Origin of the sequence: Tessaracoccus caeni (assembly GCF_029211185.1) — a bacterium.
Classification (GTDB): Bacteria; Actinomycetota; Actinomycetes; order Propionibacteriales; family Propionibacteriaceae; genus Arachnia; species Arachnia caeni.
Map to the genome: position 1 here is coordinate 19,756 of NZ_JARGDO010000012.1, position 15,101 is coordinate 34,856.

Genomic DNA, 15,101 nt, shown 5'->3' on the forward strand with positions numbered 1-15,101 from the left:
TCCACCCCGCGCTCCCTGGACGCGATCCCCGCTACCTCTCCGAGGCGCTCCCCGCGCTCTTCGAGGTGCGAGGCCGCCCGCGGCCGAGCCTCGAGGAGAGCGTGGAGGTCATCCGCCGAAAATGGCCTCGCGGACCGTCGGGGCAGTGAAGATGGCCTGGCGGATGGCCTTGGTGCGCTTCGGGTCGCGGTTGCCGAGGACGGCGATGGAGACACCGTCGAGGTCGAGCGTCGCGGGGGTCCAGGCGGAGCCGGCGAAGCCGTCATCCGCGCGCACGCAGAAGGTGTGGTTGGCCTCGGCCTCAGCGCCCACGCGGGCGTTGACCTCGGGATCCGTCGTCGCCGCCATCACGTACCACGCACCGGCCAGGTCGCCGTCAGCATAGTCGCGACGCACCCACTCGAGCGCTCCGGTCTCGGCCAGGCCGGCGACGCGGTCGGTGACCTCCGGCGCGATGACCTTCACCCTGGCCCCAGCCTCGACCAGCGCCGGCACCCGGCGCGAGGCGACGCAGCCGCCACCCACGACCACCACGTCGCGATCCCTCAGCAGCAGCCCCACCGGGTAGGCCGGCGAGCCCTCGCCGCTCTCCTCGGGCAGCATCTCGTGGTAGCGCTCGATCACCACCTGGGCCAGCTCGTCGCAATCGCCGATCACCTCGGCGACGCGCACCTCCGCATCGAGATGACGCTCAGCCCATGCCGCGCTCTGCTGATGCGTCCAGTTGCGCAGCACGCCGGGGAACAGCCAATGGCCGAGCAGCAGGATCTTGCGCGCGCCGTTGGCGTAGGCGCGGTCGAGACCCTCGGGCAGGCTGGGCTGGGTCACCTGGATGAAGCAGTGCTCCACGTCGCGCCAGCCGCCCTCCTCGTAGTGCATCCGGGCGAGGCGCACGTGGTCGGCGTTGGCCTCGGGCACCAGCGCGCCGCGGCCCAGGAAGACCAGCGTGGTGTCTGCGGGCTGCCAGTCGCCCATGGCGGCGGCCATCCGGTCGCGCACCACCTGGACCAGACGCGGGTCGGGGCCGAGGTGGCGCGCGTAGCGCACCGACGCGTGCGGCACCTCGTCGAGCGCCTCCTGGATGAACTCCGGGATGTCGACGCGCACGTGGCCGCCGGTGCCCAGCATCAGCGGCACCACCACGGCGGAGCGCGAACCCGTCCGCTTCACCGCGTCGGCCAAAGCCCGCGGAATGCCCGGCGAGCTCAGTTCGACGAAACCGACGGAGACGTCGATGCCGGGCAGCATCCGTCCGACCCGCTCGGTGAGCGCCTTGCAGACCGCCTCGCCCTCGGCGTCGCGGGTGCCGTGCGCGGCGATGATCAGTGGGGTGCTCATGCGGTGTGCTCCTCGGTCTCGGTAGGCATCCATTTGTAGTCGCGGGGCGTGACGATCATGCGCTCTCCCCCGCCTGTGGTGACGAACTTCGTCGTCGACGAGCCCACCACCACCAGCGAGTTCATGTCGACCCACTCCGGCTGGAACTCGGCCAAGGTGCTCATGATCACCTTCTGGCGCTTGCGGGTGGCCTGCTGCACCACCGCGATCGGCGTCTCCGGGCTGCGTTTGGCGCCCAGGATCTCCAGGGCGCGCGGCAGGTGCATGCGCCGGGTGCGGCTGCGCGGGTTGTACAGCGAGACGACGTAGTCGCCGTCGGCGGCCGCAAAGAGCCGCTTCTCGATGTTCTCCCAGCTCGTGTGCAGATCGGAGAGCGAGAGGGTGACGTTGTCATGGCCCAGCGGGGCACCGAGGATGGCGGAGACGGCGAGGCTGGCGGTGACGCCCGGCACGATGTCGATGTCGATGCCCTCGGTGCCTTGCTCCAGCACGGGGCTGGCCATGGCGTAGATGGCCGGGTCGCCGCCGCAGACCAGGCAGACGTTCTCACCGGCACGCGCCGCGTCGATCGCGGCGGAGGTGCGCATCTCCTCGGTGCCCATCTTGGAGGCGAGGATGCGGGTGCCGGGGCGCACCAGGTCGCGGATCTGCTTGACGTAGGGGCCGTAGCCGACGATGAACGTGGCTTGGCGCAGCCGCTCGATCGCCCTGGGGGTCAGGAGGTCGCGGACGCCGGGGCCGAGGCCCACGACGGAGAGCCGTCCGCGCACGGGGAGCCGGCCGATGGCGCAGGTGGCGTCCGAGTTCTTCTGCTTGGGCACGATCAGCTCCGCGCCGCGAGCCAGCACGGAGGCCTCGGAGACCGACGGCGTGCTCACGTGACCCTGCACCGTCGCGCTGGGGGTGGGCACGTCGAACTCCGCCAGCTCGTCGGCCGGGTAGTCGATCAGCGGCACGCCCAGCTGCTTGACCAGTTGAAGGAAGCCGATCTCACCGGCCTTGAGGTCGACGGTGGTGATAGCCGCCACCGATTCCAGCGCCAGGTTGTTCTCGGCCAGCGTCTGCTCCAGCAGCGCACGGATGGTCTCGACGGGGGTGCCGCGGTTGCAGCCCATCCCCACGATCAGCGACTTGGGGTGCAGGACGACCGTCGGCAGCTCCGACTCCTCGACCGTCGCGCGGTCGGTGACGACGATGCGGGCCACGGCGTCTTCGGTGGGATCCTGCCCATCGTCGCCCTCCTTTCGAGGCTCCCGCTCCGGGGCTCGTTCCTCACCCTCGAGCGCACGCACCTCAAGGAGCGAAGAATGGTGCTCCGCCGCTCCCGACTGTCGAGGCTCCCGCTCCGGGGCTCGTTCCTCACCCTCGAGCGCACGCACCTCAAGGAGCGAAGAATGGTGCTCCGCCGCTCCCGACTGTCGAGGCTCCCGCTCCGGGGCTCGTTCCTCGCCCTCGAGCGCACGCACCTCAAGGACCGTGGGCGGCAGCGGGGGCAACGGCCAGGGGTGTTCCTTCTCGACGCGCACCGGGCGGCCGTCGATGAGGGCGCGGGTGACGCCGGCTACGTCGCCGGAGTAGGCCCAGCCCAGGGTGTCCAGGGCGGGCAGGTCGAGGGCGTCGGTGGCAGTGGTCAGCACCGCGGTGGCGCCGATGCCGTCGGAAATGCGCCTGGCAAGGTCGTTCGCCCCGCCCGCATGGCCGCCCACCAGCGGCACGGCGAACCGACCGGCCTCGTCGACGACCACCACACCGGGATCCGTCTTCTTGTTCCGCAGCAGCGGGGCGAGGATCCGGGTGGTGGCGCCGAGCGCCAGATGGCTGACGATCAGGTCGCACTCGCGCCACGCCACCGGCATGAGCAGGGAGGCGGCGCCGTCGTAGCGCCTTGTCTCCACGCCCAGCACCTTGTCGATCTCGTCCGCGCGGCGACGCGCGGCCGGCGAGTTGACCAGCTGGCCGATCACCGGCTCGCCGCTGCCGTCGCGCACGGGCACGTCGGAGGCAGCGATCAGCGACTCGTCGTCGGGGTGGCCGTCGAGGATCAGCACGACGTTGGGCTCGGCCACGTCGTCGACGGCGATGGCCTCGTCGCGGGTCAGGATGCGCACGCGCTCGTCCGGCTCGCCCAGACGCTCGGCCAGCACGTAGGTGCGAGGCGCCTCGATGGCGGCGGCCAGCTCGTTGATGCCGGAGCCCTTGGCCGTCAGCACCGCCACCTTGCGATGCCAGCGCGCGGCCGCGACGGCCTCGTCGACGGGCTTGCCGTGCGCGGAGAGCGCCAGCGCGTCGTCCCAGGGCAGGGCGACGGCGGCGAAGGCGGCGGCGATCGAGCTGACGGCGGGCTGCACCGTCACGCGATGCCCGGCCAGCCGGATGCGGCGCACGATGCCGTGGAAGCCGGGGTCGCCGCTGGCGACGACCAGCACATCGGCGTCAGGGCCGGCCTGCGCGACGCGCTCCAGGGCGGGCGTGATGGCGCCCAGGATCACCTGGCGCTCCTCCTCGACGCCGAGATCGGCCAGATGGCGGCGGCCGCCCACCACGAGCGTCGCCGTGGTGGCGAGTTCGCGGGTGGCGGGGCTCAGCTCGCCGAGATAACCGTGGATGTGAATCACTTCGCCTCCTTGGCGTGGGTAAGCGTGGCGGGGGCAAGACCACAGCCACGCGACTCGCGCCGCGCAGGGCTCAACTCACCGCGACTCTGGGGGTAGGTCACTTCGCCTCCCTGGCGTCGATGAGCGTGCTGGGAGCAAGACCGCAACGACGCGACTCGCGCCACGCAGGGCTCAACTCACCGCGACTCTGGGGATGGGTCACTTCTCCTCCTTCGCGTGGACGGCGCCGGCGCCGTGGGCGCGCAACTCCGATTGGGCTTGGGGGTCGGCAGCCCGGTACTCGTGCCGGAACCCGGGGTGGTAGAGGTGCGAGCGGGTGCCGCTGTGGCCCTCGGCCAGGGCCGGGCCCACCATCACGATGGTGTGCTTCCACAGCTTGTGCTCGCGCATGGTGGCCGAGAGATCTTTCAGCTCACAGCGCATGATCATCTCGTCGGGCCAGGTCACCCGGTAGCCGACGATGCACGGCGTCTCAGGCACGTACCCACCCTCGAGCAGCGCCGCCTGGAGCTGCTTGTTGCGGGCCGCCGAGAGATACAGCGCCATGGTGGCGCCGTGCTGGGCGAAGCCGGCCACCGTCTCCTTCGGCGGCATCGGCGTGCGCCCGCCCTCCAGCCGGGTGAGGATGAACGACTGGCAGACCTCGGGGATGGTGATCTCCGAGTTGGTCCTCGCCGCCGTCGCGGAGTAGGCCGAGATACCCGGGATGGTCTCGAACTCGATCCCGATCTGCCGGCACAGCTCGTACTGCTCGCCGGTCGCGCCATAGATGGAGGGATCGCCGGTGTGCACGCGCGCCACCAGCAGGCCCTCCTCGGCGGCCCGACGGTAGTGGGCCTCGGTGTCCTCCAGCGCCTCGCCTGCGGAGTCGACGACGAGCGCCCCGGGCTTGGCGTTCGCCACGATGCCAGGGTGCACCAGCGACGAGGCCCAGATCACGATGTCGGCCTCCGCGATCACGCGGGCCCCGCGCACCGTGATCAGGTCGTCGGCACCTGGCCCTGCCCCGACGAAGACCACCTTGCCCTGCTTCCCGCTCCTTGAGGTGCGAGCGCCAGCGAGCCTCGAAAGGCCGGGTGGCGAGGCAGGAACCTGCGCACCGCCGCTCTGCCCCTGTTCGGGCGCCGGTCGCTTCGAGGTGGTTCCTGAGGAGGGCGCCCCGCGCCCGTCTCGAAGGGCTCCTTCGTCGCACCTCAACGACCGTGAGTTCACAGCCGTCCTCCTGTCTTGCCCGACCGCCTGGCCGGGGCCAGCACCGTCGAGAAATAGGGCGCGCGCTGGTCGTCGTCGAGCTCGCTGAGGGTGAAGATCTGCTGCTTCTCCAGGCCGATGTTGACGCCCAGCACCGCGTCGCGACCCTTGCCACGCACCGTCTCGGCAACCTCCGGTAGCTTGCGCCCGCCCTTGTACGCCACGACGGTGTCGACGACGTCGAGCAGCTCGCCCAAGGTGTCGAGGCCCGCGGTCACCGGCACCAGCGCCAGCGTCTCGGTGCCCTCCACCAGCGGGGTGCGGCTCTCCGCAGCCAGCGCCTGCATGGCCGTGATGCCGGGCACCACGTCGATCTCCACCTCGGGCATCAGCACGACGACGTGCGCCGCCAGGTAGGAGAAGGTGGAGTAGACGCTGGGGTCGCCCACCGTCGCGAACACCACCAGCTGGGCCCCGGCCTGGAAGGCGTCGACGGCGGCCTCGGCCGAGGTCTGCCACGCTTCCTTGCGCTGCTCGTCGATGCCCTTGCGGCAGGCCATGGAGAACGGGATGCGCACGATCTTCGCGTCCGGGCAGTTGGCCACGACGATCTGCTCGGCCCGCCCGGCACCGTCGCCCGACTGCTCGGTGGCCGGCACCAGCACCGCGTCGGCAGCGGCCAGCAGTCGCACGGCTTTCACGGTGATGAGTTCTGGGTCGCCGGGGCCCACGCCTATGCCAACCAGCTGCGGGGTTGCGCGCACGTTCAACCGAACCTGCCTCCCTCGGGTCTCTCGCCCATCGATGCGGCGCACGAGACGAGTTCCTGACTCCCGGCCTTGTCAGACCGATCACAGTGGCGGGACCGTTTCGGGATTTCACCGAATTCCTCGTGCCCTCGTGCCTGTCGCGCCTCAGTCTGCCAGGCCCCCTTCGGCCACCTTCGGGCGGGGTCGGTCAGGCACCTCCCACCCTCGGCAGCGAGTTAGGGAAGCACTGATCACAGGATCAGCTGCCGGACGAAGGCCCGACGTCGGGTGAGCGCTGGCACCCCAGGACCGCCAGCTGGCAGCGTGAACTCTCGGGCGAGGCTCTCGAGGTCTTGTTCAGCCCAGCGGCGCGCAAGATCGTCTCGGTTGGCGGGCGAGAGCTGGGCTGCCGCGTCCAAGCCGAGCAACCGGACGGCGGCGACATCGGTGTCGTGATCAAGTTTGCGAAGCACCTCGAACCCAGCGTCGGTGTCATAGAGTCGATCCAGGATCTCCGGCGCATTCTGGTACCAGAAGGCTGCGAGCGCGAGATCATTCGCATCTTTGTCATTCCCGTAGTAGTGGGACCGATCGATCCATGCCCGCATCTTGAGCGCGGCATACCCCGCTGGCTGCGGCAGGCGAATGGCCTGACCGTTCGGCAACGCCAGTGGTAGGGCACGTTCATAGACATCGCGGAATCCAAACACCACGAGATCGTCACCTCGTGGAGCCGGCCGGCTGATTCCTTCGGGATCCTCGACCTCACCGAACGGTATGACGTCCACAGCGATGCCAGAGATCCGGTAGCGAATGCCGTTGCTGCCCGCACGGGGGAAGCAGTCCTCAATGCGTTCCGAGATCGTCCAGTCGCTCACCGCGATCCCCACATCAGTGTCAATGGTCGCGCGAGCAGGGAACTCATGTCCGAAGGCCGCGTGCAGCACATCACGACACGCCGCGCCCACCAGGAGGATGTTGTCTGGATTCACACCCACTTCCGACGTCAGCGCCTCAACGACCGGCGTAACCGAGCCGTACGTGCGTTCATCGACCCGCGAAAGATCGATCACAACTGCCGCCCTCGAAGCTGTTCTGCGGCTTCACGCTGGCGACTTCCGTTCGACGCGAGCAGGTCAGCGTAGGTCAACAACCAGGGCGCGACGTGCTTACCCGGGTGGCTTGAGGCGTCTACTGATTGCCAGAACTGGTGTCGCAAGAAGATGTTCGGCTGCGCCTCATCCCGGCGCCAACGATGCGCACGGACAAGCTCCGTCGGGAACGTCTTCGTATACAGCACGATGGTCTCCGGTCGCAGCAAGTCTGGCACCGCAGCCTCGCCGCTCACATAGACCGTTTCACCACCCGGATCGAAGCCACGCCATTCGCCCGAGAACCGTCTCGTCTTTGCATCCGCTCCCAGTCCCGTGGGGAAGGCGGCCGTCCACTGATCGATGAGACGCTCGCGGTGCGTGTGCATCAATCGCCGGTGATGATCCAAAAATCCGTACTGCGTGAGCAACTCCAGCGTCTCCTGAGCCTGCCCGAGCGATACCCCTGCCGTTCCAGCGATCTCCCGCACGGGACTGCTGAAGAGCTCGGGCCACGAGAGGAGAGCGAAGATCACCTGAGACCGTTTTGCGCTGAACAAGTTCACCCCACCACGACTCATGCGCGGTGGACTCTCACCGAGCGAACTCTGACCTCGCCTTCCACGCACGTCGATGTACACACCCCCGAAGGTGATGAAGGCGTTGCCTGCGGAGTCGAGGTAGCTGATACCCAGTCGCCGGAGCATCTCTGCGCTGCGCTCCGTCACACGAGGGCCAAGCAGCAGGAGTCGCTCGCTCCCCACAAAGTGGGGTTCCGCCCAGCCGAGGGAGGACACAATAAGCGGATCCGCGTAGCCGACACGAAACGCCGCGTGCCCCTGCTCATGAGAAAGCGTCACCGGCACGGTGTCCTCGTGAGGGATCTCGGCAAGCTCGATGGGGTCCACTAACCGGAGCCCAAACTCGTCGAACCGCTCCGCGAGGGCCTGAGCTACCTGGGCGTCCACCACCCACCTCCTGTTCGACTTAACGTTGTGTTCATTCTAAATGAAAATCAGATAGTAGTGAACATGTCGTCACACCGATCCCTATACCGAGCGAACCGGGGAGCCGTACTGGCCGACCTTGCCGTCGGAGCTGAGCAGGGTGATGCCTTCTGCCCGCGCTTGGGCGAGCAGGATCCGGTCGAAAGGATCGTGGTGGATAGGAGGGAGCGCACTGACACTGGCCGCATGGGCGGCGGAGATCGCCAGTTCCACGTAGCCGTTGTCCACCAAGGCGCGTCGCAGCACGTTGGCGTCGACGGCGAAGTCGCTTCGCCCCAGGCCCGACTTGATCGCAACCTCCCAGATGCTGGCCGCACTGAAGACCAAGGTGTTGGCCGGATCGACGATCAGCCGCCGGGCCTCGTCGCTCAGCTTGCCTGGCTCGTAAGCGGCCCACAACAGGAGATGCGTGTCTAGAAGCAGCAGCATCACTCGGCCTGTCCGTCGAAGAGCGCGGCGATCTGCTCGGCGCCGATCTCGTCGAAGTCGTCTGGGACGCTCCCCTGACCGGCGAGGAAGCCCAATCGACGAGGCTCCGGCGCGGCGTCGACCCGAACCAGTTTCACCGCCGGCTTCCCGGCCTTTGCGATCACGACGGGCTCCCCATCCTGGGCGGCCGCGATGAGGCGCGAGAGATGCGTCTTCGCCTCATGGATGTTCACAGTGGTCACACTGCCTCCTAGTCTAGTCTTCTTAGTTTAGTCTATTACTCGCCACGTCCCACGACTCACAGACGACGCAGGATGCGTTCACAGAAACTCCACAGACTCGGACGGCTGAATAAGAACACAGCCGAAACCGACCGAGGAGTCACCATGACCGCACTGATCCCCATCGCCGCCAACCTGGCCGCGATCGCCATCCTGATCTTTGGCGTCTACTTCCCCCGCCACCACCGCCGCGACCTGGCCGTCGCCTACCTCGGCGTCAACGTCGGCGTACTGGCCGTCGCGACGGCGCTCAGCGCGCAGGCGGCCACCACCGTCGGGCTCGGGCTGGGGCTGTTCGGGGTGCTCTCGATCATCCGGCTCCGCTCCGACGAACTCGCCCAGCACGAGGTGGCCTACTACTTCGCCTCGCTCGCGATCGGCCTGATCGCCGGCATCGGCACCACGTCGATCTGGCTCACGCTGGGTCTGATGGGCGCGCTGGTGGCGACGATGTTCGTCGGCGACCATCCGAAGGTCTTCGGCTCCTACGGCCGTCAGGTGATCCAGCTCGACCGCGCGATCGCCGACCCGCGCGAACTCAGGGCGGAACTGTCCGCCCGGCTCGACGCCGACGTGCAGAGCGTCTCCGTTCAGCGCCTGGACATGGTGAACGACACCACCCTGGTGGACGTCCGGTACCGCCGTCGTCAGGCCCTCCCCCGCGCCGTGGTGGTGGCCCGATGAGCGCCCTCACTATGGATCGCCTGGCCCCCGTGAGCTTGGAGGAGCTGAACGCCACCTCCGCACTGCTCACCCGGATCGACCGCAAGTACGTGCTCGACGAGGCCTCCACCACCGCCCTGCTCGACCGCGTTCCGTCCACGACCAAGCAGTTGGAGATCGACGGACGCCGCGCCTTTCGCTACCACTCGCTCTACTTCGACACTCCGTCACTGGAGGCCTTCCGAGCCACCGCCCATCGCCATCGCCGCCGCTACAAGGTGCGCATTCGCAGCTACGACACGGGGCTCCGTTTCCTGGAGGTGAAGACCCGACGCGGTGCGCACACGGTCAAGGAGCGCGTCACCTGCGAGCGCCTGAACCTCGACCGGGACGGCGCGGCCTTCGTCTTCGACCGGCTGGGCGCCGCTCACATCGTGCCGGACGGCCCCCTCGACCCGGCGCTGACCACCGTGTACCACCGCCGCACCTTCCTCCTCGACGACGGCGCCCGCCTCACCGTCGACTCCGACCTGGTCTGGCACACCGCCGCCGATGAGCTCCAGGTGCCCGGCCTGGTCATCGTCGAGACCAAGTCGGGGGCGCGCCCCTCCCGCGCCGACCGACTGCTCTGGGCGGAAGGCCATCGCCCTCAGACCATCTCCAAGTACGCCACCGGACTCGCCGCCCTCCGGCCCCATCTGCCCCGCAACCGTTGGCACCGGCTGCTCACCACGACGCTGACCCAAGAAAGGTGACCGCCAAAACAGATTTATAGCTGGCTGGGTTGGTCGCAGTGTGCAATACGTACAGTGCGACCAACCCAGCCAGCTATAAATTGAGGACAAGACAGTAAGCGACCTAGGCGGAGCATCGGCTGAAGTGATAACCAACATCCCCGGCGCAGGACGCGCCCACGGCTGGGCCGTCAGCGAGTTCGAGCACGAGGTGGAACTGGCCGACGGCGCCGTCGCCGACCTCAAGGCGGACTACGGGTTGGTGTCCACCACCATCGAGACCCATGACGCAACCATCACGATGAGGTCCGCGACGACGACCGACGAGATCCGGCTCACCTGGAGCGGATTGACGAGCGCCTCCGTCGAACCTACCGGACCGATCATCCCCTCCGAGGAGGATGGCCTGACGGGCATCATCGGGATCAGACTGATGAAGGATCGCGCGGGCGAACTGGAGTTCGAGGTCGAGGCCGACTGGTTCCGCATGACCGTGAGATGCACGGCATTCACCGTCGAGTCGCACCCTCACGACAAAAGAACCTCGACGACCAACGGCGACGCAAGCCACCCACGGTAGACGCGGTCCAGTATCTCTACGGGAATGACATCACCGCGCAGGCGGGCTTCACGGTGCGAACAGACTTCCTGGATCGGTGAGGGCAGGTTGGTGCCGAAACCCTGGGCAACCGCATTAACACGGGCGACGTTCCCATTGCAAGAAGCAGCTAGCTCACATTTCGCCGTATCTACATTTATCGTTATCCCCCAACCTGCTATTGTGTACACAGCGGTACACATTGGAAGGGGTGGCGATGAGCACGACAGTAGGGGTTCGCGAGTTCCGGCAGGGTCTCGCCGACTACATCGACCAGACGGAACCCGTGACGATTACTCGTCACGGGCAGACGGTAGGTCTATTCATCCCGGTCCACAGGGATCGCAAGGCCGACGTCGCGGCCTATGCAGAGGCCGCAAAGAAGGCCGAAGCGCTGCTCTCTGAGTGGGGCATGACAGAGGATGAGGCCGTAGCCGAGTTCGATGCGTTGCGGCGCTCCGAGCGCGAAACCGAGCAGGACGCGTGACACCACGCGGATCATCCACGACGCGACGGTACTGCTCGCGAGCCTCGACCGTTTGAGGACAGTCGTCGATGTAGTTACAGAGGACGTCACCAACCCACTCGAAGGTGCCGCCTTGGCTCGTATCGGCGCACGCGACCCAATGGGCTGCCGGTCGTAGCTGCTGCAACGGACCGCGGGGGAGCCGATACCTGCTAGACCACCGGCCACGCCCGGGCGGCGGGGTCGGTGGTGTCCTCCGCGGGGGAGCCGTATGCCAGGCGGAGGTAGCCGTCCAGCGCGGTGGCGAAGCGCAGCATGTTTCCCCGCTGGCCGCGCTGGCGAGGGCCGGCGCCGGGCGGCTCGAGGGCCTTCGGGGAGGCGTTGCGGTGGTAGACGAGGTACTCGCTGATCGACGTTCCCGATGCCAGCACGGGATCGGGCACTGAATCGACCCACGCGTTCCACGTGCGTTCCTCCACGTTGAAGGCCAAGTACACCAACGACCAGTAGGCGATGTAGCGACGCCGCTCGGCCGTCGTCGCATCGGCTCCCACCGGGGGCGGCGGCGGAGCGAGGAACTCCGCCACCTGGACGTAGGGGTTGCCGCCCGCCGGCGGCACGCTCTTGCGCGGAGTCGTGGCCTGGGTGAGCAGCCGGTGCACCCACTGGAACGTCGCCTGGTGGATGGCGAAGGCCATCCAGAGCGCTGTCCGAGACGCGGTTCGGTGCCGCAGCCCGCCAGGCGTCCACTTCGCGGGACGGCGCGCGCCGAGGTAGCGCAGCGCCGACTCCCAGTCGACACGAAGGTCGGCGGACTGGTCGAACAACCCCTCCGCCGTCAGCCTGAGCAGGAAGTGATCGCGGACGTTGTCCCGGGTGAGCGTCACCAGGGCCGGATTGTCGAACTGCACATTCTGAAGCGGCTTGTTGCGAACCACCATGTCCAGCCCGAAGGGGTAGATCAGCCACAGCATGAGCCCGACGTGGTCGGCGTTGCGCCCCAGGCTCCTGACGCCCGGAGCGAAGACACCCGTGACATCACGCTCAACGGCCAGCCGCTCGCCACTGGCCGCCCCTCGGAACCCCTCCCTCTCAAGCAGCGCGAGGAAAAGGGCGGGGTCGAGATCGGTGGCGAGCGTCTTGCCGTTGCGCACCACCTTGACGGCACGCAGCACGGCCTCGATCTCCACCTCGTCAAAGCCGGTCACCCGCGGGGCGCCCGGCGCGAACTCACCGTCCTGTTGCCAGTATGAGGTCAGCGGCGGCACCTTCAGAGTGGTGCCGGACTTATAGGGCGTCGACGGGCTGGGCGGCAGACTCGCATCGGCCTGGGCCGGCACGGTGGCCGGCCAGTCGCCCGCAGCATCCCGCAGCCCCGTCGTCGTGCTCCACCAGTCGATGGTGGCCGCACCCAACGGCTTTCCGCCGAGCCGCACCGCGCCCAGTCGTTCCATCCGCGCGGACAGCTCCACCGCCTCCACATGCTGCGGGAAATGCAGGACCGGGGCGAGCGGGTGGCCGTGAGCGGCATAGTTGCCGAAGTCCAGCTTGGCGGGCTGAGGACCGGCCCGCCGGGCTCCCTTGACCAGTTCGGCCAGCCAGTCGTAGGTGGTGAACTCCTGCCGCGGCGGCGCTTTGTCGACGGCGCGCAGCACCGCCAGCACCCCGGGCGAGTCGGCGGCGAAGCCGGAGAGGTCCACCTGGCGGAGTGGATCGGCGACGTCCGGCGCCGCGACATCCGGATATTCGGCCGTGGTCAGGCCGGCGATGGCAACGGCTTCGAGCTCGAAGGTGGTCAGTCGGCCGAGCGGCCTCGGATGCGCGGGCGACGGCGCCGTGCGAGGCTCGTAGAGTCGCCCGGGCCGTCCCAACGGACAGCCGGCGAAGGCGAGCAGCCACATCTCGGAGGCGAAGGGCAGCCGTTCGAGCGCGAGGTGGGCCTTCACCAGTTCCGGCGGCCTGTTGGCGGGCTCGATCGGCAGGTCGACGCCCAGCTCGGACCACGACCGGCCGCACAGCAGCGGAGCGTAGTAGCTCACCACGAAATCGAGCAGGCTCGCCTTGGCTGCCGCGTCGGCGAGCACATATGCGACCATCGCCTCCACGCTCCCCCGGCTCGCCGTCTTCGTGCCCTCGAACGGGGCGCGCATCGTCGCGGGAATGGTGGCGGCGAGCCCGGCTGTGCCCGGCCTCACGACGGGAGCGACGACGCTCAGCCATGCGAGCCAGGAACGCAGCAGCCAACTCATCTGGCCGAGCACGGCGGGCCGGAACCGGCTGGCGGCCAGCACGTCGGCCAGCCTCAGCAGGTGCACGGTGACCAAACGCGCGGCGCACTCGATCGCGTGTTCGACGGCGACGTGTTCGAACACCACGGTTCGCTGCTCGTCCAGCGGCGAGCGGGTGCTCCCCGATGGCATGGCCTTGAGCACCCAAGCGCCGGTTGCGCTGGGCTGCGCGACCTGGAGACGCCCGGCCCGCAGCACGAGGTGCCGGTACCGCTCGAAGCGCACCAGACCGACGGCGGGCGCACGAAGCAACGTACGTTCCAGTTCGCCGTCGCGAGCCCCGGCTGAGGTGGCGAGAAGGTAGCCGGCGGCATCGTCCTCCGCGATGCCAGGCTGATCGGCCGCCGGCAGTGGCGGCAGCGCGGGCCGGTCGGGCCAATAGGCTGTCAGCGCCTCGTCCGTGAGCAGCGGCTGGGGCAACGGGGCAGCCGCCTTCGCGTCGTCATCCCAGCGGAAGCGGCGGGCGGCGACCTGCGCCATCGACATTCCCGGCACGGGACCGGCCGCCACCCAGGAGCCCCCGCTGTCGGACACGCGCTTGGCGTCCAGGTCCAGGTCGGCGGCGGGAAGGCTCGGCACCACCCCGGCGCAGCGGGGAACGACGAGGCGGTCCGCACCAATCGACAGCGTTCGAACGCGAGAACTCTTGACCTTGGGCGCGAACCCGGGTTCCAGCGCCACCCGGTCGGGGCGGTCGAAGTAGACCATCGACGCCTCGGCCCCCAGCTGGCCCAGGTAGTCGGCCAAGGCGGCATCCGTCAGGTCGGTCGGCACGCCGAAGGGCAGCGAGAACTCGCGCGAGAAGTCGATCGTGGCGCCCGGCTTCTGAGCCGCCGCCGGAGGCGCGCCCGTGATCGTCAGTCCCAACGCCAACAGGACATCGTCGAGGATCGTCATGAGGCTACCTCCATCACGCGGAGCTCCGCTGCGGACGCCGGGACGCGGATGTCGCCGGCGGCCCGCAACCGGTACCCCTCATCGAAATACTCCAAGAGAACCCGGATCGCCGCGCGGGGGCGGCCCGCGTGGAAGTGGCTGATCGCCCGATCGGCGCGGCTGTCGCCGAGACGTCGACGGATCCGTTGGGTGGCCGCGACGAGCTCGGCCGGCGCGGCGTGGCCGTAGGTGCGGGCGATCCGTTCCACCCTCTCCTCGAGCGGGCAGACCAACTCGACGGTTCGAGCCGTCGCGATCGCCGCCACGATCTCGCGCGGCAGCCACAGGCTCCCGATGTGCGGGCCCTCGTCCTCCAGCCAGACCGGGCGGGCGGGATCGACGGCGTCCAGCGCCTCGGCGATCAGGGTGTGGAACTCAGCCTCGGAGGGCTGCGGCAACGCCATTGCCACCCGGCCGAAGCTGGACCCTCGATGGCAGGCCAGGCCTTCGAGATCGATCGTCTGCTCGCCCATGGCCGACAGCCGCGCCAGCGCATCCGTCTTCCCCGCTCCGGGAAGACCGGTCAGGACGACGAACCGGATGGGAAAGCTCAGTGCCCCCTGAACGGTGAGCCGGTACGGAACCCTGCATCCGCAGCGAAGAACGCACGACGTCCGCCCAGGAGGACTAACCATCAGTTCAGAAATTCTTCCTCTTTCCCCGCTACAAATACGAGTGTGCTCAGCACTTCCGATGGGTGCCACCATCGTCCGCC

14 protein-coding genes and 1 riboswitch are annotated in these 15,101 nt (G+C 68.5%); of the genes, 4 read left to right on the forward strand and 10 right to left on the reverse strand.

What is annotated here, in order from left to right:
- Positions 1 to 108 precede the first annotated feature (108 nt).
- The 8 genes from P0D62_RS11600 to P0D62_RS11640 all read right to left on the reverse strand — a co-directional run bounded on the left by P0D62_RS11600 (position 109) and on the right by P0D62_RS11640 (position 8,662).
- Positions 109 to 1,338 (reverse strand): CbiX/SirB N-terminal domain-containing protein, encoded by a 1,230-nt coding sequence (locus P0D62_RS11600; RefSeq protein WP_275702715.1) that lies wholly within the window; start codon positions 1,336 to 1,338, stop codon positions 109 to 111.
- Positions 1,335 to 3,953, reverse strand: coding sequence for a precorrin-3B C(17)-methyltransferase (gene cobJ / locus P0D62_RS19110; protein WP_319947005.1), 2,619 nt, complete (start codon positions 3,951 to 3,953; stop codon positions 1,335 to 1,337). Before cobJ ends, P0D62_RS11600 begins: the two co-directional genes overlap by 4 nt.
- A gap of 198 nt (positions 3,954 to 4,151) precedes the next feature.
- Positions 4,152 to 4,973 (reverse strand): precorrin-4 C(11)-methyltransferase, encoded by an 822-nt coding sequence (gene cobM, locus P0D62_RS11615; RefSeq protein WP_275702716.1) that lies wholly within the window; start codon positions 4,971 to 4,973, stop codon positions 4,152 to 4,154.
- A 188-nt stretch (positions 4,974 to 5,161) separates the two neighbouring features.
- Positions 5,162 to 5,914: a precorrin-2 C(20)-methyltransferase gene (gene cobI, locus P0D62_RS11620; RefSeq protein WP_275702717.1), complete on the reverse strand. Its 753-nt coding sequence runs from the start codon at positions 5,912 to 5,914 to the stop codon at positions 5,162 to 5,164.
- Positions 5,915 to 5,944: 30 nt separating this feature from the next.
- Positions 5,945 to 6,067, reverse strand: a riboswitch (cobalamin riboswitch).
- Positions 6,068 to 6,144: 77 nt separating this feature from the next.
- Positions 6,145 to 6,966 carry a hypothetical protein gene (locus P0D62_RS11625; RefSeq protein ID WP_275702718.1) on the reverse strand — a complete coding sequence of 274 codons (822 nt, stop codon included), beginning with the start codon at positions 6,964 to 6,966 and terminating at the stop codon, positions 6,145 to 6,147.
- Positions 6,963 to 7,952: a type IV toxin-antitoxin system AbiEi family antitoxin gene (locus P0D62_RS11630; RefSeq protein WP_275702719.1), complete on the reverse strand. Its 990-nt coding sequence runs from the start codon at positions 7,950 to 7,952 to the stop codon at positions 6,963 to 6,965. Before P0D62_RS11630 ends, P0D62_RS11625 begins: the two co-directional genes overlap by 4 nt.
- A gap of 81 nt (positions 7,953 to 8,033) precedes the next feature.
- A complete protein-coding gene (locus P0D62_RS11635) occupies positions 8,034 to 8,420 on the reverse strand; it encodes a type II toxin-antitoxin system VapC family toxin (protein WP_275702720.1) in 387 nt (128 codons plus the stop codon).
- Positions 8,420 to 8,662, reverse strand: coding sequence for a type II toxin-antitoxin system Phd/YefM family antitoxin (locus P0D62_RS11640; RefSeq protein WP_275702721.1), 243 nt, complete (start codon positions 8,660 to 8,662; stop codon positions 8,420 to 8,422). The genes P0D62_RS11635 and P0D62_RS11640 overlap by 1 nt, the downstream gene beginning before the upstream one ends.
- Before the next feature lie 144 nt (positions 8,663 to 8,806).
- On the opposite strand from P0D62_RS11640, the gene P0D62_RS11645 reads away from it, so the two are divergent.
- The 4 genes from P0D62_RS11645 (at position 8,807) to P0D62_RS11660 (ending at position 11,183) form a co-directional block, all read left to right on the forward strand.
- Positions 8,807 to 9,385 carry a DUF4956 domain-containing protein gene (locus tag P0D62_RS11645; protein ID WP_275702722.1) on the forward strand — a complete coding sequence of 193 codons (579 nt, stop codon included), beginning with the start codon at positions 8,807 to 8,809 and terminating at the stop codon, positions 9,383 to 9,385.
- Positions 9,382 to 10,119: a polyphosphate polymerase domain-containing protein gene (locus tag P0D62_RS11650; RefSeq protein WP_275702723.1), complete on the forward strand. Its 738-nt coding sequence runs from the start codon at positions 9,382 to 9,384 to the stop codon at positions 10,117 to 10,119. Before P0D62_RS11645 ends, P0D62_RS11650 begins: the two co-directional genes overlap by 4 nt.
- Positions 10,120 to 10,243: 124 nt before the next feature.
- Positions 10,244 to 10,678 (forward strand): hypothetical protein, encoded by a 435-nt coding sequence (locus P0D62_RS11655; RefSeq protein WP_275702724.1) that lies wholly within the window; start codon positions 10,244 to 10,246, stop codon positions 10,676 to 10,678.
- A gap of 235 nt (positions 10,679 to 10,913) precedes the next feature.
- Positions 10,914 to 11,183 carry a type II toxin-antitoxin system Phd/YefM family antitoxin gene (locus tag P0D62_RS11660; protein WP_275702725.1) on the forward strand — a complete coding sequence of 90 codons (270 nt, stop codon included), beginning with the start codon at positions 10,914 to 10,916 and terminating at the stop codon, positions 11,181 to 11,183.
- Between the two features lie 191 nt (positions 11,184 to 11,374).
- Here the strand turns inward: P0D62_RS11660 and P0D62_RS11665 are convergent, their stop codons facing one another.
- Positions 11,375 to 14,347: a hypothetical protein gene (locus tag P0D62_RS11665; protein ID WP_275702726.1), complete on the reverse strand. Its 2,973-nt coding sequence runs from the start codon at positions 14,345 to 14,347 to the stop codon at positions 11,375 to 11,377.
- Positions 14,344 to 15,021 carry a hypothetical protein gene (locus P0D62_RS11670; RefSeq protein ID WP_275702727.1) on the reverse strand — a complete coding sequence of 226 codons (678 nt, stop codon included), beginning with the start codon at positions 15,019 to 15,021 and terminating at the stop codon, positions 14,344 to 14,346. Before P0D62_RS11670 ends, P0D62_RS11665 begins: the two co-directional genes overlap by 4 nt.
- Positions 15,022 to 15,101 lie beyond the last annotated feature (80 nt).

Coding starts and splice junctions, on each gene's coding strand:
- P0D62_RS11650 (WP_275702723.1), top strand. CDS start 9,382: ATGAGCGCCCTCACTATGGATCGCCTGGCCCCCGTGAGCTTGGAGGAG.
- P0D62_RS11635 (WP_275702720.1), bottom strand. CDS start 8,420: ATGCTGCTGCTTCTAGACACGCATCTCCTGTTGTGGGCCGCTTACGAG.
- P0D62_RS11670 (WP_275702727.1), bottom strand. CDS start 15,021: ATGGTTAGTCCTCCTGGGCGGACGTCGTGCGTTCTTCGCTGCGGATGC.
- P0D62_RS11665 (WP_275702726.1), bottom strand. CDS start 14,347: ATGACGATCCTCGACGATGTCCTGTTGGCGTTGGGACTGACGATCACG.
- P0D62_RS11660 (WP_275702725.1), top strand. CDS start 10,914: ATGAGCACGACAGTAGGGGTTCGCGAGTTCCGGCAGGGTCTCGCCGAC.
- P0D62_RS11645 (WP_275702722.1), top strand. CDS start 8,807: ATGACCGCACTGATCCCCATCGCCGCCAACCTGGCCGCGATCGCCATC.
- P0D62_RS11600 (WP_275702715.1), bottom strand. CDS start 1,338: ATGAGCACCCCACTGATCATCGCCGCGCACGGCACCCGCGACGCCGAG.